Source organism: Pseudomonas sp. BNK-7, from assembly GCF_048072025.1.
Lineage (GTDB): Bacteria > Pseudomonadota > Gammaproteobacteria > Pseudomonadales > Pseudomonadaceae > Aquipseudomonas > Aquipseudomonas danubii.
Window position 1 is genome coordinate 5,149,688 of the sequence record NZ_CP182252.1, and the last position, 23,526, is coordinate 5,173,213.

The 23,526-nt window shown below is 62.5% G+C and carries 20 protein-coding genes; 11 read left to right on the forward strand and 9 right to left on the reverse strand.

The window, feature by feature from the left end; all coding sequences use genetic code 11:
• Nucleotides 1-3: 3 nt before the first annotated feature.
• The gene (locus tag ACMGF8_RS23330) at nucleotides 4-171 is read right to left on the reverse strand and encodes a hypothetical protein (protein WP_207816564.1); all 168 of its coding nucleotides are present in this window, start codon (nucleotides 169-171) and stop codon (nucleotides 4-6) included.
• 289 nt (nucleotides 172-460) lie between these two features.
• Between ACMGF8_RS23330 and ACMGF8_RS23335 the strand changes: the two genes are divergently transcribed.
• From ACMGF8_RS23335 to ACMGF8_RS23345, 3 genes are all read left to right on the forward strand, one after another.
• A complete protein-coding gene (locus ACMGF8_RS23335) occupies nucleotides 461-1,444 on the forward strand; it encodes a DUF1852 domain-containing protein (RefSeq protein WP_102863090.1) in 984 nt (327 codons plus the stop codon).
• A 27-nt stretch (nucleotides 1,445-1,471) separates the two neighbouring features.
• A complete protein-coding gene (locus ACMGF8_RS23340; RefSeq protein WP_205413476.1) occupies nucleotides 1,472-2,506 on the forward strand; it encodes a methionine synthase in 1,035 nt (344 codons plus the stop codon).
• A gap of 113 nt (nucleotides 2,507-2,619) precedes the next feature.
• Entirely contained in the window at nucleotides 2,620-3,129 is a 510-nt protein-coding gene (locus ACMGF8_RS23345) for a flavin reductase family protein (protein ID WP_102863088.1), read from the forward strand.
• A 142-nt stretch (nucleotides 3,130-3,271) separates the two neighbouring features.
• Here the strand turns inward: ACMGF8_RS23345 and ACMGF8_RS23350 are convergent, their stop codons facing one another.
• Entirely contained in the window at nucleotides 3,272-3,742 is a 471-nt protein-coding gene (locus ACMGF8_RS23350) for an Lrp/AsnC family transcriptional regulator (RefSeq protein ID WP_102863087.1), read from the reverse strand.
• 124 nt (nucleotides 3,743-3,866) lie between these two features.
• On the opposite strand from ACMGF8_RS23350, the gene ACMGF8_RS23355 reads away from it, so the two are divergent.
• The 7 genes from ACMGF8_RS23355 (at nucleotide 3,867) to ACMGF8_RS23385 (ending at nucleotide 13,561) form a co-directional block, all read left to right on the forward strand.
• On the forward strand, nucleotides 3,867-5,126 hold the full coding sequence (locus ACMGF8_RS23355) for a methionine gamma-lyase (RefSeq protein WP_416757288.1): 1,260 nt from the start codon (nucleotides 3,867-3,869) through the stop codon (nucleotides 5,124-5,126).
• Nucleotides 5,127-5,261: 135 nt separating this feature from the next.
• Entirely contained in the window at nucleotides 5,262-6,395 is a 1,134-nt protein-coding gene (locus ACMGF8_RS23360; protein WP_102863086.1) for a branched-chain amino acid ABC transporter substrate-binding protein, read from the forward strand.
• Nucleotides 6,396-6,993: 598 nt separating this feature from the next.
• Nucleotides 6,994-7,539 carry a phage tail protein gene (locus ACMGF8_RS23365; protein ID WP_102863085.1) on the forward strand — a complete coding sequence of 182 codons (546 nt, stop codon included), beginning with the start codon at nucleotides 6,994-6,996 and terminating at the stop codon, nucleotides 7,537-7,539.
• A gap of 35 nt (nucleotides 7,540-7,574) precedes the next feature.
• A complete protein-coding gene (locus ACMGF8_RS23370) occupies nucleotides 7,575-8,150 on the forward strand; it encodes a phage tail protein (RefSeq protein ID WP_102863084.1) in 576 nt (191 codons plus the stop codon).
• 29 nt (nucleotides 8,151-8,179) lie between these two features.
• A complete protein-coding gene (locus tag ACMGF8_RS23375) occupies nucleotides 8,180-8,731 on the forward strand; it encodes a phage tail protein (protein WP_115580324.1) in 552 nt (183 codons plus the stop codon).
• Entirely contained in the window at nucleotides 8,728-9,264 is a 537-nt protein-coding gene (locus tag ACMGF8_RS23380) for a GNAT family N-acetyltransferase (protein ID WP_416757291.1), read from the forward strand. The genes ACMGF8_RS23375 and ACMGF8_RS23380 overlap by 4 nt, the downstream gene beginning before the upstream one ends.
• A 118-nt stretch (nucleotides 9,265-9,382) precedes the next feature.
• The gene (locus ACMGF8_RS23385; protein ID WP_416757293.1) at nucleotides 9,383-13,561 is read left to right on the forward strand and encodes a putative Ig domain-containing protein; all 4,179 of its coding nucleotides are present in this window, start codon (nucleotides 9,383-9,385) and stop codon (nucleotides 13,559-13,561) included.
• A 169-nt stretch (nucleotides 13,562-13,730) separates the two neighbouring features.
• On the opposite strand, the gene ACMGF8_RS23390 is transcribed toward ACMGF8_RS23385, so the two are convergent.
• The 7 genes from ACMGF8_RS23390 to ACMGF8_RS23420 all read right to left on the reverse strand — a co-directional run bounded on the left by ACMGF8_RS23390 (nucleotide 13,731) and on the right by ACMGF8_RS23420 (nucleotide 22,054).
• Nucleotides 13,731-15,143: an aspartate aminotransferase family protein gene (locus ACMGF8_RS23390; RefSeq protein ID WP_102863080.1), complete on the reverse strand. Its 1,413-nt coding sequence runs from the start codon at nucleotides 15,141-15,143 to the stop codon at nucleotides 13,731-13,733.
• A 2-nt stretch (nucleotides 15,144-15,145) separates the two neighbouring features.
• On the reverse strand, nucleotides 15,146-16,594 hold the full coding sequence (locus tag ACMGF8_RS23395; protein ID WP_416757296.1) for an APC family permease: 1,449 nt from the start codon (nucleotides 16,592-16,594) through the stop codon (nucleotides 15,146-15,148).
• Between the two features lie 108 nt (nucleotides 16,595-16,702).
• Nucleotides 16,703-18,193, reverse strand: a complete 1,491-nt coding sequence (locus ACMGF8_RS23400) for an aldehyde dehydrogenase (protein WP_102863078.1) — start codon at nucleotides 18,191-18,193, stop codon at nucleotides 16,703-16,705.
• Nucleotides 18,194-18,414: 221 nt separating this feature from the next.
• The gene (gene argE / locus ACMGF8_RS23405; RefSeq protein WP_207166085.1) at nucleotides 18,415-19,578 is read right to left on the reverse strand and encodes an acetylornithine deacetylase; all 1,164 of its coding nucleotides are present in this window, start codon (nucleotides 19,576-19,578) and stop codon (nucleotides 18,415-18,417) included.
• The gene (locus ACMGF8_RS23410) at nucleotides 19,571-20,248 is read right to left on the reverse strand and encodes a DUF1028 domain-containing protein (RefSeq protein ID WP_207166086.1); all 678 of its coding nucleotides are present in this window, start codon (nucleotides 20,246-20,248) and stop codon (nucleotides 19,571-19,573) included. Before ACMGF8_RS23410 ends, argE begins: the two co-directional genes overlap by 8 nt.
• 70 nt (nucleotides 20,249-20,318) lie before the next feature.
• Entirely contained in the window at nucleotides 20,319-20,729 is a 411-nt protein-coding gene (locus tag ACMGF8_RS23415) for a RidA family protein (protein ID WP_011061806.1), read from the reverse strand.
• Nucleotides 20,729-22,054: a flavin-containing monooxygenase gene (locus tag ACMGF8_RS23420; protein WP_115580329.1), complete on the reverse strand. Its 1,326-nt coding sequence runs from the start codon at nucleotides 22,052-22,054 to the stop codon at nucleotides 20,729-20,731. Before ACMGF8_RS23420 ends, ACMGF8_RS23415 begins: the two co-directional genes overlap by 1 nt.
• Nucleotides 22,055-22,408: 354 nt before the next feature.
• Between ACMGF8_RS23420 and ACMGF8_RS23425 the strand changes: the two genes are divergently transcribed.
• Complete coding sequence (locus ACMGF8_RS23425) at nucleotides 22,409-23,506, forward strand: carboxynorspermidine decarboxylase (RefSeq protein ID WP_416757299.1); 1,098 nt, start codon at nucleotides 22,409-22,411, stop codon at nucleotides 23,504-23,506.
• Nucleotides 23,507-23,526: the final 20 nt, after the last annotated feature.

Genomic DNA, 23,526 nt, shown 5'->3' on the forward strand with positions numbered 1-23,526 from the left:
TCCCTATTCTTTGTTGGTCGACAAAGAATAGGGAGCCGCTGTTGCCACGTCAATCATCGGTGTGCAGAAAAATGCTTTGGGGACGGGCTGATCACCGGTAGCAGCTGGCTTGCCAGGGATGGCGCCGTTCTGCAAACGCGAACGCGCCGGGTACATGAACGGGAAGCGCATGGCGCTTCTCCACACACTCGCCAGCTCGCACACTTTCAGTTGTTTGTTTCGCCTATCAATGAATCCTGCGGGCAATAGACTTGTACAACTGAATGAACAGCACATCATGAATGTGACTAAAGACTCAGTGAAATCAATTCATTTCCTCTCAATTAATAGCCCGGCATAAAATGCAGCTCAATGATCGATAGCTTAGAAACACCACTAAGCAAAAGAACCTAGCAATAACATTGGAAAGTACAGAGAACCGATAAATAAATTCAGGTTCCATCTCGGAAACCAGGACGCCATGAACAAAGAGCTTACATTCACCATCAAAAGCATTTGCTTCGACGAAAACTATCACCCCTCCGAAAATACACGTATCACTACCAACTTCGCCAACTTGGCCCGTGGCAAAAGCCGCCAAGACAACTTGCGCAATACGTTGAAAATGATTGACAACCGCTTCAATGCCTTGGCGCACTGGGACAACCCCAAAGGCGATCGTTACGCTGTCGAACTTGAAATCGTTTCCGTTGAAATGGACATTGACACTGCAAACAGTGGCAACGCCATCCCTTTGATTGAAATACTGAAAACGAACATTTTCGACCGAAAGACCAACGAACGCCTGGAAGGCATTGTCGGAAACAACTTCTCCTCTTACGTACGAGATTATGACTTTAGCGTTCTGTTATTGAACCACAACAAGGACCAGCCAGAATTCAGCACTCCCGACAACTTTGGAGAGCTGCATGGGAAGCTGTTCAAGCACTTCATCCACTCAAGCGCCTACAAGGAAAACTTTAACAAACCACCGGTTATTTGCCTGAGTGTTTCCAGCAGCCGAACCTATCATCGAACTGAGAACCAGCACCCTGTCTTGGGCTTTGAATACCAGCAGGATGAATACTCTCTAACCGATGAGTACTTCAAGAAGATGGGATTGAAGGTTCGCTACTTCATGCCTGCGAACAGCGTTGCGCCTTTGGCTTTCTACTTCGTCGGTGACTTGCTCAGTGACTACACCAATCTTGAGTTGATCAGCACCATCAGCACGATGGACACCTTCCAGAAGATTTACCGCCCTGAAATCTACAATGCCAATTCTGCAGCAGGAAAATCCTATCAACCCAGTCTGAAGCACCAGGATTACTCACTGACTCGTATTGTTTATGACCGAGAGGAACGTAGCCGCCTGGCTATTGAGCAGGGGCAGTTTGTTGAGGAGAACTTCATCAAGCCGTACCAGGCCATCCTTGAGCAGTGGTCCGCCCATTGCGCTCTTTGACTCATTGAAATCACAAGGCTATTGATGATGAAAAAACTGTTACCCACCTCAACTGCCGGCAGCTTGCCTAAACCCTCCTGGCTTGCACAACCTGAAACACTATGGTCGCCCTGGAAGTTGCAAGGCGAGGAATTGGTCGAGGGCAAACACGATGCTTTACGTTTGTCACTGCAGGAACAGCAACAGGCCGGTATTGATATCGTCAGTGATGGCGAACAAACACGCCAACACTTTGTCACTACCTTTATTGAACACCTCAGCGGCGTTGATTTCGCGAAACGTGAAACCGTTAGGATTCGTGATCGCTATGATGCGAGCGTGCCAACGGTGGTGGGTGCTGTTGCTCGGCAAAAACCGGTATTTGTTGAAGATGCCAAGTTTTTACGTCAGCAAACCAAACAACCCATAAAATGGGCGCTGCCAGGCCCCATGACCATGATCGACACGCTTTATGACAGCCATTATAAAAGTCGCGAAAAACTGGCTTGGGAATTCGCCAAGATCCTCAATCAGGAAGCCCGAGAGTTAGAGGCTGCCGGTGTGGATATCATCCAGTTTGATGAGCCCGCCTTTAACGTTTTCTTTGATGAGGTGAATGATTGGGGAGTGGCCACTCTGGAAAGGGCCATTGAAGGCCTCAAGTGTGAAACGGCGGTCCATATTTGCTATGGCTACGGCATCAAGGCCAACACCGATTGGAAAAAGACTCTGGGATCAGAGTGGCGACAATATGAAGAGGCTTTCCCCAAGCTGCAAAAATCCAGTATCGATATAGTCTCGCTGGAATGTCACAACTCTCATGTCCCAATGGATCTCATTGAACTCATCAGAGGCAAAAAAGTGATGGTCGGAGCCATTGACGTGGCATCCAACACCATTGAAACACCAGAGGAAGTGGCCAATACCCTACGCAAGGCACTGCAGTTCGTAGAGGCCGACAAACTCTATCCATGCACCAACTGTGGCATGGCGCCACTAGCTCGCGAAGTGGCAAGAGGCAAGCTAAAGGCATTAAGCGCTGGTGCAGACATTATCCGAAGAGAACTCTCGAACCCGTGCTGAGCTGAAGCCGGCAATGCTGTGCGGGAGGATTGAAGCAGTGGATTAAAAAGTTACCGGGCTGCTTCAGGCCCTCCTCGACACTTTCGAGCAGCACCCGATATTTAGGACCCTCCATGTCACTTCCCAGAACGGCTATCGAGCCATTGAGCTTTCGCGAAGCGCTCGGGCACTACGCATCCGGTATCACGGTGATTACCTCGCAGATTGCTGGCGAGCCGATCGGCTTTACCTGCCAGTCGTTTTATAGCGTGTCGATGAGCCCGCCACTGGTGTCATTCAGCGTCATGTCCGGCTCGGCCAGCTATCCCAGGATTCGCCAGGCAGGTCGATTCGCGGTCAATATCCTGTCCGGTGAGCAGGTCAGGATTTCCAACCAGTTCGCTCGTAAAGGCACGGACAAGTGGCATGGCGTCCAATGGCAGGAATCGCCGCTGGGGAATCCGATCATTGCCGGCAGCCTGCATTGGCTGGATTGTGAAATTCACGCCGAACACGCCGCAGGTGATCACCTGATCGTGATTGGTGAAGTGAAAGCGTTGAACCTGCAACAAGCGGCGGCTGCGCAGCCACTGCTGTATTTCAAAGGGCAGTATTGCAACCTCGCAGCCCATGGCTCGGTTTGAAGCCTTGAGCTGCGCGGTGCTCTTTCGCTGAGGGCCTGTTGCAGGCCACTGGCTTGCTGGCGAAGCAGACAGACGCCGTTGCCGCGGCCTCTTGGCGATAGTGCCGAACCACGATAGCCGCCAAACGTCCGCACCTCCCTCATTACTCTTGTACCGGAATCTGCCGCAACGGTTTCACCGACTTGAAGGAAAAGCTCGAGTAGATTTCCTTTACCGCCGGCAGGGTCTGCAGCACCTCTCGGGCAAATTCGCCGAAGGACTCCAGGTCCTTGGCCAGCACCTCGAGAAGAAAGTCATAGCGCCCGGAAACGTTGTGGCAGGCGATGATTTCCGGGATTTCCAGCAGCCGCTGCTCGAAAGCCCGAGCCGTCTCCCGGGAATGGGACTCCATCATCACGCTGACAAAGGCAGTGACCCCATAGCCCAGCGCCTTGGGCGAAAGGATCGCCTGGTAGCCGGTGATCACCCCGCTCTCTTCCAGCAACTTGACCCGGCGCCAGCACGGCGAGGTGGTGAGGGCCACGCTGTCCGCCAGCTCGGCATTGGTCAGCCGGGCATTGTCTTGCAGGGCAATCAGCAGGGCTTTGTCCGTACGATCCAGGCTCTGGGGCATGTTTTGCCTCTTTATCTTGTTTTTATGATGTTTTATTCCAATCAAGTGCTTTTTTTGGAGCTAGATTAGAATTTATTGCGCCGGATTTGAGCATAGCATTAGGGAAAATCCGAGAGTGTTCACCATGAACAATAAAAACAGTGACCTTGGTTTTTCCACCCGAGCCATCCACCACGGCTATAACCCTCAGGAGCATCAGGGCGCGCTGATTCCACCGATCTACCTGACCTCCACCTTTACCTTCGCCACCGCCGAATATGGCGCTGGCTGCTTTGCCGGCGAACAACCCGGCTACTTCTACACCCGCATCGGCAACCCGACCCTGGCGTTGCTGGAAGCGCGCATGGCAGCCCTGGAAAATGGCGAAGCTGCAGTGGCCTTCGGTTCCGGCATGGGCGCCATTGCCGCCACCCTGTGGACCCTGCTGCGCCCCACCGACGAAATCATCGTCTGCCGGACCTTGTATGGCTGCACCTTCGCCCTCCTGCACCACGGCCTGGCCGAGTTCGGGGTCAAGGTGCGCCATGTGGACATGAGCGATCTGGGCAACCTGCGGGCCGCCATCAGCCCGGCCACACGCATGATCTATTGCGAGTCCCCGGCCAATCCCAACATGCAACTGGTGGACATTGCCGCCGTGGCCGAAATCGCCCGCCAGCATCCGCGCATCACCTTTGCCGTGGACAACACCTATTGCACCCCTTACCTGCAGCGTCCACTGGAGCTGGGGGCCGATCTGGTGGTGCATTCGGCGACCAAATACCTCAACGGCCACGGCGACATCACCGCCGGTATCGTGGTCACCCGCCAGAGCCTGGCGGAGCGCATTCGCCTGCAGGGCCTGAAGGACCTCACCGGTGCCGTGCTTTCGCCGCAGGACGCCTTTCTCCTGATGCGCGGCCTCAAGACCCTGGCCCTGCGCATGGAGCGCCACTGTAGCAACGCCCAGATCATCGCCGAGTACCTGCAAGAGCATCCGCGGGTGCAGTGGGTCTCCTACCCCGGCCTGCCGTCCTTCGCGCAATACAGCCTGGCGCAACAGCAGATGAAATTGCCCGGCGGCATGCTCGCCTTTGAACTCAAGGGCGGCCTGGCCACCGGTAGCCGCTTCATGAACGCCCTGCAACTGTTCAGTCGTGCAGTGAGCCTGGGGGACGCCGAGTCCCTGGCCCAGCACCCGGCGAGCATGACCCATTCCACCTACACCCCGGAAGAACGGGCCGAACACGGCATCGCCGAAGGCCTGGTGCGCCTGTCGGTGGGCCTGGAAGACGTCGCCGACCTGCTGGCCGATCTCGCCCAGGCCCTGGATGCCTGTGTCGAACCCGCGGCGCCGCTACCGGCCGTCGAGGCCGTGGCCAGGATCGGCAAGGCCCTTCCTTGAGCCGGGTCAACGCCGTTCCGGGCTGCCCGGTCTACAACCCCGAGTTGCCGATGCGCCGCTGCCTGCGGCGCATCATGCATCCAAGCAACACCCGCAACACCCTTTGAATCGTTACCCACAGGAGTGGAACAACCCATGAGTCGTATCAATAACAAAGCCACCCAACTGCTCAGCGCCATGATCCTTGCCGGTCTCGCCTGCCATTCCCTGGCAGCCGACAGCATCCGGATCGGCATCGCCGGGGCCAAGACCGGCCCGGTGGCGCAATACGGTGACATGCAGTTCAGCGGCGCGCGCATGGCCATCGAGCAGATCAACGCCAAGGGTGGCGTCGACGGCAAGCAACTGGTGGCCGTGGAATACGACGACGCCTGCGACCCCAAGCAAGCGGTGGCCGTGGCCAACAAAGTGGTGAATGACGGCGTCAAGTTCGTGGTCGGGCACCTGTGCTCCAGCTCCACTCAGCCGGCATCCGACATCTACGAAGATGAAGGCATCGTGATGATCACCCCTGCAGCCACCAGCCCGGAGCTGACGGCCCGGGGCTACAAGATGGTGTTCCGCACCATCGGCCTGGACAACGCCCAGGGCCCGGCGGCGGCACGCTACATCGCCCAGCTGAAGCCGACCAATGTGGCGGTGCTGCACGACAAGCAGCAGTACGGTGAAGGCATCGCCAGCTCGGTCAAGGACATCCTCGGCAAGGAAGGCATCAAGGTCGCGATGTTCGAAGGCATCAACGTCGGCGAGCGCGACTACTCGTCGATCCTGGCCAAGCTCAAGCAGGCCAATGTCGATTTCGTGTACTTCGGCGGCTACCACCCGGAAATGGGCCTTTTACTGCGCCAGGCCAAGGAAAAGGGCCTGACCGCGCGCTTCATGGGCCCTGAAGGCGTAGGCAACGACTCGATCTCGCAGATCGCCAAGGACGCCTCCGAAGGCATGCTGGTGACCCTGCCCAAGTCCTTCGACCAGGACCCGGCCAACAAGGCCCTGGTGGAAGCCTTCGAAGCCAAGAAGGAAAACCCCAGCGGTCCGTTCGTGCTGCCGTCCTACTCGGCCGTGGAAGTGATTGCCGGGGGCATCGCCGCGGCCAAGAGCGAGGACCCGGAGAAAGTCGCCGAGGCGATCCACAAAGGCACCTTCAAGACCCCCACCGGGGACTTGAGCTTCGACGAGAAAGGCGACCTCAAGGACTTCAAGTTCGTGGTCTATGAATGGCATTACGGCAAGCCCAAGAGCGTAGCGGCAGAAAGCGCCGGGCTGTAAGCCGGTAACGGCGCGCCGCTCATCCCCGGGGAGCGGCGTCCCGCTGGCGTCAAAAAAAACAACAACCTCAAACAAAACAGGGTCTTAGAGCAAAAAACTTTACTACTGCGCCCCCCGCCAAAAGAATACCCTACTTATCAACTTGGGAATAACCACCCCACAACAGCAACTAAGACCTGTTACCGCTACACTTCAAGCATGCTGTAAATCCGCCAAACCCCAGACTAGACAACCAATACTTTCGGCGTAGATCGTTAGCACGCTTAGTTACTTGACAATGAACTTACGATTTCGAAAAGCCGAACTCAAAAGCCTGCAACCAGCCTGGACATCCCGCCCTCACCCCGCCCCCGCTGGACATAACGCCCTGAACCGAGCGACAACCAGCAACACTGTGAAAGACTTCCTTCTTGAAATCTCTTAGCCGGAGCGTCAACTACCTGCTAATAGACGAGCCCTCCGTTAATTACCACCAAACAACTTGAAATAACATTTGCACACTAAATTCACTTTTGTTTATTGTGCGCCTACGCACTTGCTAGTCTATTAGTAAGAGACGGATTCCCGGCGTCAAAAACTTGTTCAAGGAGAAAAGAACGTGGATCCTTTTATCGGAGAAATTCGCTTGTTCCCTTGGGGCTGGGCACCTGAGGGTTGGCTCCCTTGCGAGGGCCAGGTTCTACCCATCAACACCAATGTGGCGCTGGCTTCCCTGCTGGGCAAAACCTATGGCGGTGACGGCAGTACGACGTTCGGCCTGCCGGATCTGCGTGGCCGGGTCGCTCTGGGGCAGAACTACAGAGCCTCCACTGTCGATCCGATCATGGATGTGCACGCGCTGGGCACCAAAGGCGGTAGCGAAACCGTGACGATGCCGCAGAACTCGGTGGCCCAGCATAGCCACGCCACGCATGTCTCCAACGATCCGGGCAACGATGACCCGGGCGGCAACATTCCCGCTGTCAGCTCGAACACCAAGGGGGTCCCGGCAAAACCGACCTATACCTCGGCAACCGGCACTCTGATCGCCCTCAACAGCGCGACCGTCACCCCAACGCCAGGCATGCCCATGCCGAATGTGCAGCCCTCCATCGTGGGCTATTTCTGCATTGCTACGACGGGCATCTACCCACCTCGCCAGTAACGGCTGTCTACAGACCCTCAAGCAAGGAAACTGACATGTCTGAAGCTTTCGTCGGAGAAATCCGCATGTTCGCCGGCAACTATGCGCCAGAGAATTGGGCGTTCTGTGACGGATCGCTGCTGCCCATCAGCAACTTCCAGGTCCTCTACTCGTTACTGGGCACCCTGTACGGTGGCAACGGCATCACCAACTTCGGTCTCCCGGACTACCGTGGCCGGCTCCCCGTGGGCCAAGGCACCGGCACCGGACTGACCCCAAGGACGCTAACGCAGAAGTTTGGCGTGGAAACCGTGACCATGAGGCCGGAAAACACTGCCCCCCACACCCATGGCTTTATGGTGAGCGCCCAAGATGCCACCTCGGCAGTCCCATCCCCAGCCGCAACGCCCAATAGCATGACCTTTGGCAAATTCCCGGGCGCGGGGATCATCACCGGGCTGTACAGCGCAGGAACCGGAACATCCACCGCCGTCCCGATGAACCCGCAGTTTCTCGACTCGGCACTGACCCCGAGCGCTGGCGCCGCGACCCCCCACAGCAACCTGATGGGTTCGTTGGCGATCAACTACATCATTTGCCTGGTCGGCCTCTATCCGACCCGACAGCAGTGACCCCCTCACTCAATCTGGAATGACCGATCATGGACGCTTTTACCGGTGAAATCAGACTGTTCCCCTACAACTTCGTCCCGCAAAACTGGGCGTACTGCGATGGCTCGCTCATCACCGTCCAGCAGAATCCGGCCCTCTATTCGGTGATTGGCAACCTGTATGGCGGCACCCCCGGACAGAACTTCAAGCTGCCCAATCTCAACGGGCGCGTGGCCATGGGGGCCGGGCCCGGCCCCGGGCTGACCGACAGGCCAGTTGGCACGGCCCTGGGAGCCGACCGGATAACCATGGTGGCCAGCAACTTCGCCCCGCATACCCATCAGGTGTTGGCCAAGGACGGCAGCGAATCGGCGGCCGCTCTGGATACTCCCAACAACACCGCCTACCTGGCACAACCCCGCAACGTCCGCCTGTACAACAACACCGCACCGACGGCGACAAACCAGACACTGGCGGCCATCACGGTGGGCAACGCCGGTAGTGGCACAACGTCGACGGCCTTGCGCAACACCATGCAACCCTTCCAGACGCTGTCCTACTGCATCTGCCTGGAAGGCGAGTACCCGATCAGAAGCTCATGACTCACATCACCGCTCTCCATTTGCCGGCAGGCAACGTGGCTGTACTGCGCAAGCAGAACAGCCACGACCTGGGGTTTCTCCAGGCGCTGTACGCCTCACGCCGCTGGGCCGAAGTCAGTGCAGTGCCTGGCTGGAACGACGCCCAGCGCCGGGCTTTCCTGCACTCCCAGGCCGAGCTGCAACGCCAGCACTATGAAAAGCACTTTCCCGCTGCGGACTTTCTGATCGTCGAGCAGGCCGGCAGCCCGATCGGGCGCCTGTGCGTGCAGTACGCGGCCGACGATGTGCGCATTGTCGATATTGCCCTGCTACCGGACTGGCATGGCCGGGGCATCGGCACCGACTTGCTGCGCACGGTACTGGCCAAGGCCGACGCCCAGCGTCAGACCTGCAGCCTGAGCGTCGAACAGGGCAGCCGTGCCCGCCGGCTGTATGAGCGGCTGGGCTTCCGGGCCGGTGCCGACAGTGGCCTGTACACCCAAATGCAGCGTCCCGCGCGGATGGCCGCCCGGGAAGAGATCGACAGTCCCTGAGCATCAAGTAATACCTGCCCCCCAAGGGGCCGGCTGTAGCCGTGCTGTAACCGCTGGACCTTTATCAACACTTACGCTGGACACGACCCTCAAACCGGTCGCAAGGCAGGAAGCCCTCATGAGAACACCACTGACCACGCTAGGTATCTGGCTGACACGCCCGCTGATTTCGCTGTTCCTGCTCCTGGTCATGTTGACCGTGAGCAGCCAGGCAATGGCCGCCGCTCCCGTGATCACCAACCCGGCTACGGGCAGTACCTTGCCCAGCGTGGCGGTGGGCCAGCCCATGAGCATCGTCATCAATTCCGTCGGCGGCGCACAACCACTGGACCAATGGGTGGAGTGCGACGCCAATGACCCGGACTACGACGGCGTGACGCCCTGCCTGCCGCCGGGCCTGATCCTCGATCCGTCACCGGGCAGCTCGAACACCCTACTGCACGGCACTCCCACCACCGCCGGCACCTACACATTCAGCATCACCCTCAATGACGGCCTGAATCAGGGCGGCGTCGCCACCTATACCCTGGTGGTCACCAGCTCCGCGACCCCGACCCTGACCGCCGTCAACCCGAACACCGGCAGCACCGCAGGCGCCACCTCCGTCACCCTCACCGGTACCAACCTAACCGGTGCCACGGCGGTGAGCTTTGGCGGGACAGCCGCCACCGGTTACATCGTCAACAATGCCACCACCATCACCGCCACCACCCCGGCCCACGCCGCGGGTGTGGTTAACGTGGTAGTCACCACCCCAGGGGGCACCGCGACTCTGACCAACGGCTATACCTACAACGTGCCGCCCCCCACCGTCGGCCCGGTCAGCGCCACGGTGGCCGCCAACAGCAGCGCCAACCCAATCACCCTGAGCCTGAGCGGCGGCGCCGCCAGCAGCGTGGCCGTGGACACTGCCGCCAGCCATGGCACCGCCACCGCCAGTGGCACCAGCATCACCTACACCCCGACCGCCGGTTTCTCCGGTTCCGACAGTTTTACCTACACCGCCACCAACGCCAGCGGCACTTCCAGCCCGGCCACCGTGACCATCACCGTCACCGCGCCGACCCTGGCGATAACGCCGACGACACTGCCCGACGGCACTCAGGGCGCAGCCTACAGCCAGACCCTGAGCGCCACCGGCGGCACCGCGCCGTACACCTACGCGATCAGCGCCGGCAGCTTGCCGGCCGGCCTGAGCCTGAACACCAGCACAGGCGTGATCAGCGGCACGCCGAGCAGCAGTGGCACCAGCAACTTGACTGTCACCGCCACTGACGCCAACAGCGCCACCGGTTCCCGCGCCTATAGCCTGGTGATCAACGGCCTGGCGCCGGTTGCCGGCGCCGTCAGCGCCACGGTGGCGGCCAACAGCAGCGCCAACCCGATCACGTTGAATATCACCGGCGGCGCTGCCACCAGCGTCGCCGTGGCCAGTGCTGCCAGCCATGGCACCGCCACCGCCAGCGGCACCAGCATCACCTACACCCCGACTGCCGGTTTCTCCGGTTCCGACAGTTTTACCTACACCGCCACCAACGCCAGCGGCACTTCCAGCCCGGCCACCGTGACCATCACCGTCAGCGCCCCGAGCATCGTCCTGAGCCCCGGTTCCCTGAGCAACGGCAGCGTCGGCACGGCCTACAACCAGACCGTTACTGCCACCGGCGGCACCGCGCCCTACACCTACGCCATCACCGCCGGCAGCCTGCCGGCCGGCCTGATCCTGAACACTGCAACCGGCGCCATCAGCGGCACACCAATGGCCAGCGGCAGCCTCAGCCTGACCATCACCGCCACCGACGCCAACAGCGCCACCGGCTCCCAGGCCTACTCGATCACCATCGGCGTCCAGGCGCCGGTGGCCGGCGCCGTCAGCGCCACGGTGGCGGCCAACAGCAGCGCCAACCCGATCACTCTCAACCTCAGCGGTGGCGCGGCCACCAGCGTCGCCGTGGCCAGCGCGGCCAGCCATGGCACCGCCACCGCCAGTGGCACCAGCATCACCTACACCCCGACTGCCGGTTTCTCCGGTTCCGACAGTTTTACCTACACCGCCACCAACGCCAGCGGCACTTCCAGCCCGGCCACCGTGACCATCACCGTCAGCGCCCCGAGCATCGTCCTGAGCCCCGGTTCCCTGAGCAATGGCACCGTCGGCACGGCCTACATCCAGACCGTTACTGCCACCGGCGGCACCGCGCCCTACACCTACGCCATCACCGCCGGCAGCCTGCCGGCCGGCCTGATCCTGAACACTGCAACCGGCGCCATCAGCGGCACACCAATGGCCAGCGGTAGCCTCAGCCTGACCATCACCGCCACCGACGCCAACAGCGCCACCGGTTCCCAGGCCTACTCGATCACCATCGGCGTCCAGGCGCCGGTGGCCGGCGCCGTCAGCGCCACGGTGGCGGCCAACAGCAGCACCAACCCGATCACTCTCAACCTCAGCGGTGGCGCGGCCACCAGCGTCGCCGTCGCCAGCGCGGCCAGCCATGGCACCGCCACCGCCAGCGGCACCAGCATCACCTACACCCCGACTGCCGGTTTCTCCGGTTCCGACAGTTTTACCTACACCGCCACCAACGCCAGCGGCACTTCCAGCCCGGCCACCGTGACCATCACCGTCAGCGCGCCGACCCTGCTGCTGACCCCAGCTTCCCTCGGCGCCGGTACCGCGGGCAGTGCCTACAGCGCGACCCTGAGTGTCTCCGGCGGCACGGCGCCCTACAGCTACAGCATCAGCAGCGGCAGCCTGCCGGCGGGCCTGAGCCTGAACACCGCCAGCGGCTTGATCAGCGGTACGCCCAGCACCAGCGGCACTGCCAACCTGACCATCACCGCCACCGATGCCAACGGCGCTACCGGCTCCCAGGCCTACTCAATCACCATCGCCGCGGTGGCAATCAGCGTGCCCGCCTCCAGCCAGATCCTCGCTGCGGGCCAGTCAGCCACCGTCGACCTGACCCAAGGCGCTACCGGCGGTCCATTCACCCAGGCCATCCTGGGCTCGGTCACCCCGGCCTCGGCCGGCCAGGCGAGGATGATGGGCCCGTTCTCGATGCGCTTCGTACCGTCGGCCGCTTTCGCCGGCACCGCGATCGTCAGCTTCAGCCTGCAAAACGGCAGCGGCTCCAGTGCCTCGAGCACCGTCACCTTCACCATCCAGGAACGTTCGGACCCCACCAAGGACGCCGAAGTGATTGGCCTGCTCAACGCCCAGACCCGGGCCGCGGAACGCTTTGCCAGCACCCAGATGGACAACTTCAACCGGCGGCTGGAGCAACTGCACCAGATCAGTTGCGACCGCAATTCGTTCAACGCCAGCCTGCGCAAGGAAGGCCGCGAGGTGCCGCTGGGCGAGATCGCCAAGGCCGTCCAGGACCAACTGGGGGCCTCGGCCAACCAGACCGAGCAGGAAAAACGCGAAGCCGCTGCCGCCCTCAAAGACAATTGCCAACAGGATGCCCTGGCGTTCTGGAGCGACGGCTTCGTCAACGTCGGCTCGACCCACGCACGGGGCGCCCGGGACAACAGCTTTACCACCCTGGGCCTGAGCGCCGGGGTCGACTATCGCCTGTCGCCCACGGCCATTGCCGGGATCGGCTTCGGCTACGGCAACGACCGTAGTGACATCGGCAAGAACCACACCCGCAGCGACGCGGACGCCATCGGCATTGCCACCTACCTGAGCCTGAACCTGGCCCCGCAGGTGTATGTCGACGGCCTGCTGGGCTACAACCGTATCAGCTTCGACTCACGCCGCTACATCACCGGCAGTGCCGATGACTATGCCCGTGGCTCGCGGGATGCCGACCAGTTGTTCGCCTCCCTGACCGCCAGCTACGAGTACCGCCAGGGTCCGCTGTCGCTGACCCCTTACAGCCGCCTGAATGCCAGCACCACCCGCCTGGACGCCTACCGTGAAAGTGGCGGCGGCATTTATGGCCTGTCCTACGACGAGCAGCGCCAGCAGAACTTCACCTCCTACCTCGGCGTGCGCTCGGGCTACGACCTGATGACCCCTGTCGGTGTGGTCACGCCCAAGGTCGGCCTGGCCTGGGGCCACAACTTCAGTAACAGCAGTGACTACAAGATGCGCTACACCGACCAGGGCGACGAAGGCACCCTGTACCGGCTCAAACCCGATGCCCTGGACAGCGATTTCGCCAGCCTGGACATGGGCGTGGACTTCAACCTAGGACGCGCCTGGCAACTGGGCGTCTCGTACAAGACCGCCCTGGGCTCGGACGAACGCAACGACACCTTCCGCCTGGGTCTCAACGGTAAGTTCTGAACGACACGTTCTGAACCCTGGCCACAGATTAGTGGCCCAGGGCTGAACCCCACAGATGGAAATGGCTCCCCTTGAGCCACGGCAACAAAACAACACCCCGCCAGAGTCGGACTCTGGCGGGGTGTTGTGTTTTAACAGCGCCGACAAGCGCTCGATCCAGCAGCAGCCCTCAGGCCGTTGGCAGTTGCCCGGCCTCGATTTCCTGGGTCGTGCGTTCCACCGCGCGCCGGGTCTTGTCGATCAACTCATCGATATCACCGCGGGTGGCCACCAGGGCCGGGGCCATGATCATGCGCCCGAAGGTCGAGCGAATGATCACGCCTTCTTCGAAGCCCAGGGTGCGACAGCGCCAGGCGATGTCGTTCTCGTTGGCAAAGCGTTTGCGCGTGGCCTTGTCCTCGGCGAACTGCAGGGCCGCCACCAGCCCGGTGCCCTGGATCTCGCCGATCAGCGGATGCTTGCCGAACACTTCGCGCAGGCATTGCTGCAGGTAGGGACCGGTGTCGTTCTTGACCTGGCTCACCACGCCTTCATCGCGCAGGGCCTTGAGGTTAGCGATGGCCACGGCGGCCGCCACCGGGTGCCCGGAATAGGTCAAACCGTGGGCGAACACCCCGCCCTGCTCCACCAGCACCTGGGCGATGCGCTTGCTCAGCACCAGGCCGCCCATGGGGATGTAGCCCGAGGTCAGGCCCTTGGCGATGGACAGGGTATCGGGCTCGAAACCGAAGTGCTGGTGGGCGAACCATTCCCCGGTACGGCCGAAACCGCCGATCACTTCGTCGGCACACAACAGCACGTCGTACTGGCGGCAGATGCGCTGGATCTCCGGCCAGTAGCTGTCCGGCGGGAAGATCATGCCGCCCGCGCCCTGGAACGGCTCGGCGATGAAACCGGCGACGTTCTCGGCCCCCAGTTCGAGGATCTTTTCTTCCAGCTGACGGGCGCAGCGCAGACCGAACTCGGCGGGCGTCAGGTTGCCTTCGTGGGCGAACCAGTAAGGCTCGTCGATATGCGCCACGTCCGGGATCAACCCGCCCATGTCGTGCATGAACTTCATCCCGCCCAGGGCGGTGGCCGCCAGGGTCGAGCCGTGATAGCCGTTCCAGCGGCCGATCATCACCTTCTTCTGCGGCTGGCCGAGGATCTGCCAGTAGCGGCGCACGCTGCGGATCAGCACCTCGTTGGCCTCGGAGCCGGAGTTGGTGTAGATGGCGTGGCTGTAGTGCCCCGGCAACAGGCTGAACAGCAACTCCGAGAGTTCCACCACCGCCGGGTGGGTGGTGTGGAAGAACATGTTGTAGTACGGCAGCTGTTCCAGCTGGGCGCTGGCGGCGGCCGCCAGGTCCTTGCGGCCGTAGCCCAGGTTGGTGCACCACAGGCCGGACATGCCGTCCAGGTAGCGCTTGCCGTCGTTGTCCCACAGGTGCAGGCCCTGGCCCCGGACGATGACCCGCGGGCCTTCGGCATTCAGCGCCTTCTGGTCGAGAAAGGCATGGATATGGTGCGCGGCGTCGGCGGCCTGGTAGTCCTGGGTACTGCGTTGCGGGGCGTTGTCTGGCTGAGGGTTGGAAGCGCTCATGGTCATTCTCCTGCACGGCAAGTGGGTTCAAGGGAAGAGGTTGCAGCGGGCCCCGGTTCGAGGGGCAACAGCGGCTCGGGAACAAACAGTGGCTTGCGCATCACCAGCTTGATCCAGAGCACGGCAATCACCGAGATCACCCCGAGCACCACCCCGGCGCTGCCGAAGATCCGCGCGGTCATCTGCGGCGACGGTGAGACGTGATAGATCGCAAACAGCATGCCGATGATGCCCAGCACCTGGGGCCAGGGGTAGAAGGGTGAACGGAACGGCCGTGGCGCCTCGGGGTAGCGACGTCGCAGGGCGATCACGTCGATGTGCACGATGATGTAGGCCAAGAGCCAGGCCAGGGCCGCGGCCAACAGCAGCAGGCTGATGGAGTCCGGGTCCTGGCCCAGCAGCAGGATCGGCAGGCCCGTGAGCGCGGCAATGAACAATACCGCCACCCAGGGCGTACGGGTGCGCGGACTCAGGCGCTTGAACTGGGGAAAGGCCTGGCCGTTCTGAGCCATGCCGTAGAGCATGCGCGGCAGCGCCGCCAGGGACGAATTGACCGTGCTGCAGGTCGCGGTGATCACCGCGCCCACCAGGAACAGTTTGCCGGCCTCACCGAACACCGAGGTGGCGAAGAGGAAATGCGGCAGCGGGTTGCTCGCCAGTTGCTCCCGGGGAATGCACAGCAGTGCGCCGAGGCAATACAGAGTGATCACCAGGAAAATGATGCTCAGGCCAATGATCATCGAGCGCGGGATATTGCGTTCCGGGTTGCGGGTTTCTTCCACCAGCGGGCAGACGAACTCGGCACCGACAAAGCCCCAGATGGCCATAGCGGCCAGCGCCAGCGCCCCCACTTCCATCGGGTTCCAGCCCTGATCCAGCGGCAGTTGCAGATCCGCCTGCGCGCTGCCGATGGCGCCCAGGCCCAGGGTCAGCAGAATCACCACCATCACCACCGCCAGGACCGTCTGCAGCTTGGCGAAGACGTCAATGCCCAGCAGATTGAGCAAGGTGAAGGTGCCCAGCACGCCATAGGCCACCAGCATCGGCGGCAGCGCGCCGGGGTAGACCTTGCCGATGATCAGGTCCAGGAGCAGCAGTTCGGCGGACAGGGCGAACATCGCCACCACCATGTAGCCGGAGAAGGTGGCGAGGATCGCCGGGAAGTGCCCGATGGCCACTTCGGTGTAGCTGCTCAAGCTGCCGGCCCGAGGCACCATCAGCGCCAGTTCGGAAAAGGACAGCGCGTAGGTCAGGGCCATCAGATAGGCCAGCAGCAGGGGCATGAAGAAGCCCAGCCCGGCCATTCCCGCCCCTTGCAGCATCAGCACCATCACTCCCTGGGACACCACCAGGCCGACGGCTACCGAGACCAGCGAACCCAGGCCCAGGACCCGGCGCAAACCGCCGCGTTGCAGGGGGCTTGCAGCCCCGATGGAGACACTTGCAGTCATGGCACACACTCCGCTTTTTATTGTTGTGGGCCTGCCGCCGAAGCGGCAGGTAAAGACGCGCTCTGACGGCGCGGCACTGGACCTGGCGAGCAGGTCGCAAGGCATGGCTCAGCGCAACTGGAACCAGGTGGTTTTCAGTTGGGTGTACTTGTCGAAAGCGTGCAGCGACAGGTCGCGACCAAACCCCGATTGCCGACCGCCGCCAAAGGGCACGGTGACGTCCAGGGCGTCCACGGTGTTCACCGACACCGTGCCGGCCCGCAGCTGCCGGGCCACCCGGTGGGCACGGTTGAGGTCATCGCTCCACAGCGACGCCGCCAGGCCATAGACGCTGTCGTTGGCCAGCGCTACAGCTTGTTCCTCGTGGTCAAAGGCGGTCACCGCCAGCACTGGGCCAAACAGTTCTTCGCGAAACAGGGTCATCTGCCGATCCACGCCCGTGAAAATGGTCGGTTCGATGTAGTTGTCGCTGCCATCGATGATCAGTTGCCGGCCGCCGCACGCCAGCTCGGCGCCCTGCTCCCGGGCGCCCTTGATATAGCCCATGACGCTGGCGGTCTGGCGGGCATCGACCATGGCCCCGGCACGGCTGGCCGGGTCCAGGGGATTGCCCGGCCGCCAGTCCCGAGCCTTGGCTTGCAGGCGCTCGACGAACGGGTCATGAATGCTGCGTTCCACCAGCAGCCGCGAGTTGGCCGAACACACCTCGCCCTGGTTGAAGAAGATGCCAAAGGCGGCCTTCTCGGCGGCCAGGTCCAGGTCCTGGCAGTCGGCGAACACCAGGTTCGGGCTCTTGCCGCCACATTCCAGCCAGACCTGCTTGAGGTTGGATTGGGCCGAGTACTGCATGAAATACTTGCCCACTTCGGTGGAGCCGGTGAACACCAGGCAATCCACATCCGGGTGCAGGCCCAGGGCGCGACCGGCCTCGACGCCCAGGCCCGGCACCACGTTGAGCACCCCTTCCGGCAACCCGGCCTCCAGGGCCAGTTCGCCCAGGCGCAGGGCCGAGAACGGCGACTGCTCGGCGGGCTTGAGCACCACCGAGTTGCCCACCGCCAGGGCCGGCGCCAGCTTCCAGGCCGCCATGTCCAGGGGGAAGTTCCAGGGCACCACGGCGCCGATCACCCCCAAGGCTTCACGGCTGATGCTGGCGTGGCTGGTGCGGGCGCCGGGGGCCACCTGATCGTAAAGCTTGTCGACGCTTTCGGCGTACCAGGCGAAGACGTTGGCGGCACCAGGCACGTCAATGTTCCAGGCATCCATCACCGGCTTGCCCATGTTCAGGGATTCCAGCAGGGCCAGCTCCTCGCGGTGGGCAAGCATCAGCTCGGCCAGACGCAGCAGTACCTTCTTGCGTTCCACCGGGGCCATGCGCGCCCAGGGCCCCTGGTCGAAGGCCCGGCGCGCGGCGGCCACCGCCAGGTCCACTTCGGCGGCGCCACAGGCGCTGACCCGGGCCAAGCGTTGATTGGTGGCGGGGTTGATGGCATCGAACGTGGCGCCGGACTGGGCGGACAACCGTTGGCCGCCGATCAGCGCCTGGTCAATGAATGTTTGCCGGGCAGCTCGCTGCTGCCAGTAACCGAGATCGAACACGCTGCACTCCCTCGTCGACCGTGGTAACGGCCTGGTTGTTAGGTAGGTAGGGAGGATGGTGCGTCACCGCGAGCGAGAGGAAAAATACTAAAAATATGCTCCGGCACCATGAAAAAGCTCGGTAGCCAAGGCCCTGGGCCGGGCCGCACAAACGCCAACGCCCAGGCCATCCGGAAGATGGCCTGGGGCGTGAAACAAGACTCGTCAAGCGCTGGGCAAGGTCAGGTCGGACGCTCCAGCCAATCCCCCAGGCGCCGCAGCATGGCGTCGCAGGCGTGCAACTGCTCAAGGCTGATGAACTCGTCCGGCTTGTGCCCCTGGTCCATGCTGCCCGGGCCACAGACCACCGTGGGGATACCGGCCTGATGAAACAGCCCGCCCTCGGTGCCGAACGCCACAGTGCCGAACGCCCGCGAACCACTGAGCAACGCCAGCAGTTCGGCGGCTTCGCTGTCGGCGGCGGTGGCCAGCCCGGGGTAGGCGCTCAAGGGTTGCAGGGCGATCCCGGTGTCGGCCTGTACCGCCTGCATCTGCGGCAGTAATTGGTCCTGGGCATAACGCTGCAGTTCATCCACCACGGCCTGGGCATCGAACTCCGGCAGGGTGCGCACCTCGAAATCGAACTCGCAGTCCGCCGGCACGATGTTCAGCGCCCGGCCGCCCTTGATGGTGCCGGTCTGCACCGTGGAAAACGGCGGATCGAAGCGCGGGTCGTGGTGTTCGGGACGGGCCAGTCGGCCGCCGATCTCCCCCAGCTTGCCGATCAGCCGCGCCGCGTACTCGATGGCATTGACACCATATGGTGCATAGGCCGAATGACAGGCCGCGCCACGCACCTGGCAACGCATGGCCAGCTTGCCCTTGTGGCCCAGCACCGGGCGCAGTTCGGTGGGCTCGCCGATCAGGCACAGCAACGGCTTGTGCCGGCGCTGCTGCAATCGTTCGAGCATCGGCCGCACGCCCAGGCAGCCCACCTCCTCGTCATAGGAAAAGGCCAGGTGGATCGGTATGCGCAGCTCTCGCCGGACCAAGCCCGGCACCGCCGCCAGCACCGAGGCGATAAAGCCCTTCATGTCGGCGGTGCCACGGCCGTACAGGCGCCCTTCCCGCTCGCTCAAGACAAACGGCTCGACGCTCCAGGCCTGGCCATCCACCGGCACCACGTCGGTGTGCCCGGACAGCACCACACCGCTGCGATCGCTGGGGCCGATGCTGGCAAACAGATTGGCCTTGGTGCGCTGCGGGTTGTAGATCAGTTCGCTGTCCACCCCATGGCCCGCCAGGTAGTCGCGGATAAAACCGATCAGCTCCAGGTTGGAGTCGCGGCTGACCGTGGCAAAACCCACCAACCGCGCCAGCAGCTCGCGGCTCGAATGCTCACTCATTGCCCGGCACTCCGTAGCTGGGCGCCGCGGTGGGGTCCAGGGCCCGGGTCAGGTAGTCCTGCATCTGTGGGCGATAGGCCTGCCAGAGGCCGGCCAACTGGCCGATAGGGTCTTCATCGGCCCAGTCCACCCGCAGATCGACGATGGGCCAGGTCAGGTCGTCCACCACGCTCAGCGCCGCCGAATGCACCGGCCCCGCCTCGCCCCCGGCAGACATCGCCGCGTGCATGGCCGCCAGCAGGCGCTCGACGAGAATCCCCGGCGTCTGTTCGAACGCCTCGACCATGGCCTCGATCACGCCTGTGCCCGCCAGCAGGTTGCCGGCGGCCACGCATTGTTCGCCGGCCAGCGCGTTGTGCAGGCCCAGGGCTTGCTGGCCACTGAACAGCGCTGTGCGCCCCTGGCCGTCGATCACCGTCACCTGGCGGTACTGGCTCCAGCCGTTGCTGCCCAGGGCCTTGTCCAGGGCCGTGCCGGGATCGAGCTTGTGGTTCTCCAGCAGATCGAGAATCTGCGGCCCCAGGGCCGGCAGGGTCACGTTCTGGGTGGCTACCGCCCCCACTCCCGCTCGCACCCAGGGGCAACGAGCACCGACGGCGATGCTCGACGAACTGATGGCGATGCCCAACTGGCCGGTTTCGGCACAGCGGCCAACGATGGAAAAAGTCATGGCAACTCCTTGGCCCACTGGGCCTGCATGGACGCTCGACTCGGCGCCGCTGGAAACAACCGCACAGGGGTCACTCGGGAATGACCGCGATCACGTCGATTTCCATCAGCCACTGCGGCTGGCCGAGGGCCGAGACCACCAGGCCAGTGGAAATCGGGAATACACCCTTGAGCCACTTGCCCACCTCCTGATAGACCGGCTCGCGGTAACGCGGGTCGGTGAGGTAGGTAGTGGTCTTGACGATATGGGAAAGGTCGCTGCCGGCTTCTTCCAGCAGTTGCTTGACGTTTTTCATCGCCTGTTCGGCCTGGGCTCGCGGGTCGCCGAGGCCCACCAGCCGGCCGTCGAAATCAGTGCCGACCTGACCGCGCACGTACACCGTGTTGCCGGCACGCACCGCCTGGCACAGGTCATTGTCCAGGGACTGGTTGGGATAGGTGTCCTTGGTGTTGAACATGCGAATACGGGTATGAGTAGGCATCAGTGGGCTCCCACGCTGTCGAGGTTGCGGATCGGTGTCTCTGGTTGCGCTGAAGTCTGCGTCGAGGACTGCCGGGCTTGGCTGTAGGCCAGGTATTTGCGCTGGGTCGCGATGTGATCGGCGACGTGCTTGGCGTCGTGCCAGACGCCCCAGATAAAGGAGGAACCCCGACGCGACAGCCAGGGCAGGCCGAGGAAATAGACCCCGGGTTCGCGGGACACACCGCGCTGGTGCAGGGGCTTGCCCTGTTCGCTGAAGGTATCCACCTGCAGCCAGGAAAAGTCCACGGCATAGCCGGTGGCCCAGATGATCGAGGTGACCCCGGCCGCCAGCAGGTCCAGCTCCAGGATCGGCTGTTTCACGCACTGCGGATCAGGGACTGGCTGCCGAGCCTCGGGCTCCGGCGGCAGGTCGAGGCCGTTGCGGGCGATATAGGCATCGGCCGCGTCCAGCAGCGCCAGGTAGTTCTCGTCGCCTCGGGCCAGATTGTCCACCAGGTCCGCCCGGAAGGTTACGCGCTCACCGTCGAAGGCCTGGGTCAGCCCCACCAGGGTGATGCCTTGATGGGCCAGGGCGCGGAAGTCGATGGTCTGGCCGCCGCGGGCACCACTGACAGCAATGGTCACGTGCTCCCGGCCCGGTTTGGCAATCTCCGCATCCCATTCCCCCAGCACCCCGAGCCACCAGCAGAAGTCCCGGCCACGGTAGGAACGCGGCGGACGGTCATGGGCCCCCACCGACAGGTAGACCTGGCGCCCCGCTCGCTGCAGCTCATCGGCGATCTGCACGCCGGAGGAACCCGCCCCCACCACCAGCACCGCACCCGCCGGCAGTTGCTGCGGATTGCGGTAGGCGGCGGAATGGATCTGCTCAACCCGTGCATCCTTGGGCGCAATCGGCGGAATCACCGGGCGCTGGAAAGGTCCGGTGGCGGCCACCACGCGCTGGGCCTGGATCACCCCCTCGGAGGTCTCGACGGTGAAGCCGGGGCGTCCGACATTGCGCTGCACCTTGCGCACTTCCACACCGGTGCGGATCGGCGCATTGAACTGGCGGGCATAGGCCTCGAAGTAGTCCGCCACCTGATCCTTGGCCGGGAAGGCATCGGCAGGTGTATCGAATTCCAGGCCGGGAAAGCGGTCATGCCAGGCCGGCCCGTTGGCCACCAGCGAGTCCCAGCGTCCGGTGCGCCAGGCCTCGGCGATGCGGCTGCGCTCCAGCACCAGATGGGGCACCCCGAGCTTGCTCAGGTGTTCGCTCATGGCCACGCCGGCCTGGCCCGCGCCGACCACCAGGGTATCCACTTGTATTTGTTCTACGGTCATGTATGTGTGTCCTTCTGCAAGACGAAGGGCGTCAGCGCAAGCGCTGGACACCTGGTTCAGAACCCGGGTGTGAGTCGGATGCAGCAGATGGTGCGACAGACGTCGGCGAAGGAAAATGACTAAAAATGTGCTCCCTGGATAAGAAAAAACGAGGCAGCACGAGGGCCTGCGGCCCCGGGTTGCACGAGGCCGGACCGTGGTCGGGGACGTCCGGGCGCTGACCCACGGCCATCAGACTGATCAGTTTGGCCGTTCAGATGATTACCCGGCGAAAATGCATTTCCGTGCTTTCGATCTGCAGGCACTGAGGGCACAATGCCTACCTTTTTGGCTGGCCCTGCCGGAGACCCTGAAATGATCAAGACGCCGTACTACCTCATCGACAAGCAGAAGCTTTTGAGCAACATGCAGAAGATCGCCTACGTGCGCGAGCAGTCCGGCGCCAAGGCCCTGCTGGCCCTCAAGTGCTTCGCCACCTGGTCGGTGTTCGACCTGATGCAGCAGTACATGGACGGCACCACCTCCTCGTCGCTGTACGAGCTCAAGCTCGGCCGGCAGAAGTTCGCAGGCGAAACCCATGCCTACAGCGTGGCCTGGGCCGACGACGAGATCGAGGACATGCTCGCTAACTGCGACAAGATCATCTTCAACTCCATCAGCCAGCTGCAGCGCTTTGCCGATGCCTCCAGCGGCAAGGTCCGCGGCCTGCGGGTCAATCCCCAGGTGAGCAGCTCGGACTACCTGCTGGCCGACCCGGCGCGCCCGTTCAGCCGCCTGGGCGAGTGGGACCCGGCGAAGATCGAAGGCGTGATCGAACACATCTCCGGCTTCATGTTCCACAACAACTGCGAGAACGGCGACTTCGGCCTGTTCGACCAGATGTTGACCACCATCGAAGAGCGCTTCGGCCACCTGCTGCACAAGGTGGAATGGGTCAGCCTCGGCGGCGGCATTCACTTCACCGGCGAGGACTACGCCCTGGACGCCTTCTGCGCGCGCCTCAAGGCGTTCTCCGAGAAGTACGGCGTACAGGTCTACCTGGAGCCGGGCGAAGCCGCCATCACCCAGAGCGCGTCCCTGGAAGTGACCGTGCTCGACACCCTGTACAACGGCAAGCACCTGGCGGTGGTGGACAGTTCCATCGAAGCCCACATGCTCGACCTGCTGATTTATCGCTTGAACGCCAAGCTGTCACCAAGCACGGGTGAACATACCTACATGGTGTGTGGCAAATCCTGCCTGGCCGGGGACATCTTCGGCGAATACCAATTTGATCGTCCGCTGGCCATCGGCGATCGACTGTCGTTCATCGACGCTGCGGGTTACACCATGGTCAAGAAAAACTGGTTCAACGGTCTGAAAATGCCGTCCATTGTCGTGAAACAACTCGATGGCAGCATCGACGTGGTGCGCGAGTTTGGTTTCGAAGACTACCTGTCCAGCCTTTCCTGAGCGGACAGACACGAGGAGAA

Excerpts from the sequence above, each read along its gene's own strand:
- ACMGF8_RS23345 (WP_102863088.1), top strand. The coding sequence starts at position 2,620 with ATGTCACTTCCCAGAACGGCTATCGAGCCATTGAGCTTTCGCGAAGCG.
- ACMGF8_RS23350 (WP_102863087.1), bottom strand. The coding sequence starts at position 3,742 with ATGCCCCAGAGCCTGGATCGTACGGACAAAGCCCTGCTGATTGCCCTG.
- ACMGF8_RS23420 (WP_115580329.1), bottom strand. The coding sequence starts at position 22,054 with ATGACCGTAGAACAAATACAAGTGGATACCCTGGTGGTCGGCGCGGGC.
- ACMGF8_RS23380 (WP_416757291.1), top strand. The coding sequence starts at position 8,728 with ATGACTCACATCACCGCTCTCCATTTGCCGGCAGGCAACGTGGCTGTA.
- ACMGF8_RS23425 (WP_416757299.1), top strand. The coding sequence starts at position 22,409 with ATGATCAAGACGCCGTACTACCTCATCGACAAGCAGAAGCTTTTGAGC.
- ACMGF8_RS23415 (WP_011061806.1), bottom strand. The coding sequence starts at position 20,729 with ATGCCTACTCATACCCGTATTCGCATGTTCAACACCAAGGACACCTAT.
- ACMGF8_RS23340 (WP_205413476.1), top strand. The coding sequence starts at position 1,472 with ATGAAAAAACTGTTACCCACCTCAACTGCCGGCAGCTTGCCTAAACCC.
- ACMGF8_RS23395 (WP_416757296.1), bottom strand. The coding sequence starts at position 16,594 with ATGACTGCAAGTGTCTCCATCGGGGCTGCAAGCCCCCTGCAACGCGGC.
- argE (WP_207166085.1), bottom strand. The coding sequence starts at position 19,578 with ATGAGTGAGCATTCGAGCCGCGAGCTGCTGGCGCGGTTGGTGGGTTTT.
- ACMGF8_RS23410 (WP_207166086.1), bottom strand. The coding sequence starts at position 20,248 with ATGACTTTTTCCATCGTTGGCCGCTGTGCCGAAACCGGCCAGTTGGGC.
- ACMGF8_RS23390 (WP_102863080.1), bottom strand. The coding sequence starts at position 15,143 with ATGAGCGCTTCCAACCCTCAGCCAGACAACGCCCCGCAACGCAGTACC.
- ACMGF8_RS23360 (WP_102863086.1), top strand. The coding sequence starts at position 5,262 with ATGAGTCGTATCAATAACAAAGCCACCCAACTGCTCAGCGCCATGATC.
- ACMGF8_RS23375 (WP_115580324.1), top strand. The coding sequence starts at position 8,180 with ATGGACGCTTTTACCGGTGAAATCAGACTGTTCCCCTACAACTTCGTC.
- ACMGF8_RS23370 (WP_102863084.1), top strand. The coding sequence starts at position 7,575 with ATGTCTGAAGCTTTCGTCGGAGAAATCCGCATGTTCGCCGGCAACTAT.
- ACMGF8_RS23330 (WP_207816564.1), bottom strand. The coding sequence starts at position 171 with ATGCGCTTCCCGTTCATGTACCCGGCGCGTTCGCGTTTGCAGAACGGC.
- ACMGF8_RS23355 (WP_416757288.1), top strand. The coding sequence starts at position 3,867 with ATGAACAATAAAAACAGTGACCTTGGTTTTTCCACCCGAGCCATCCAC.
- ACMGF8_RS23335 (WP_102863090.1), top strand. The coding sequence starts at position 461 with ATGAACAAAGAGCTTACATTCACCATCAAAAGCATTTGCTTCGACGAA.
- ACMGF8_RS23385 (WP_416757293.1), top strand. The coding sequence starts at position 9,383 with ATGAGAACACCACTGACCACGCTAGGTATCTGGCTGACACGCCCGCTG.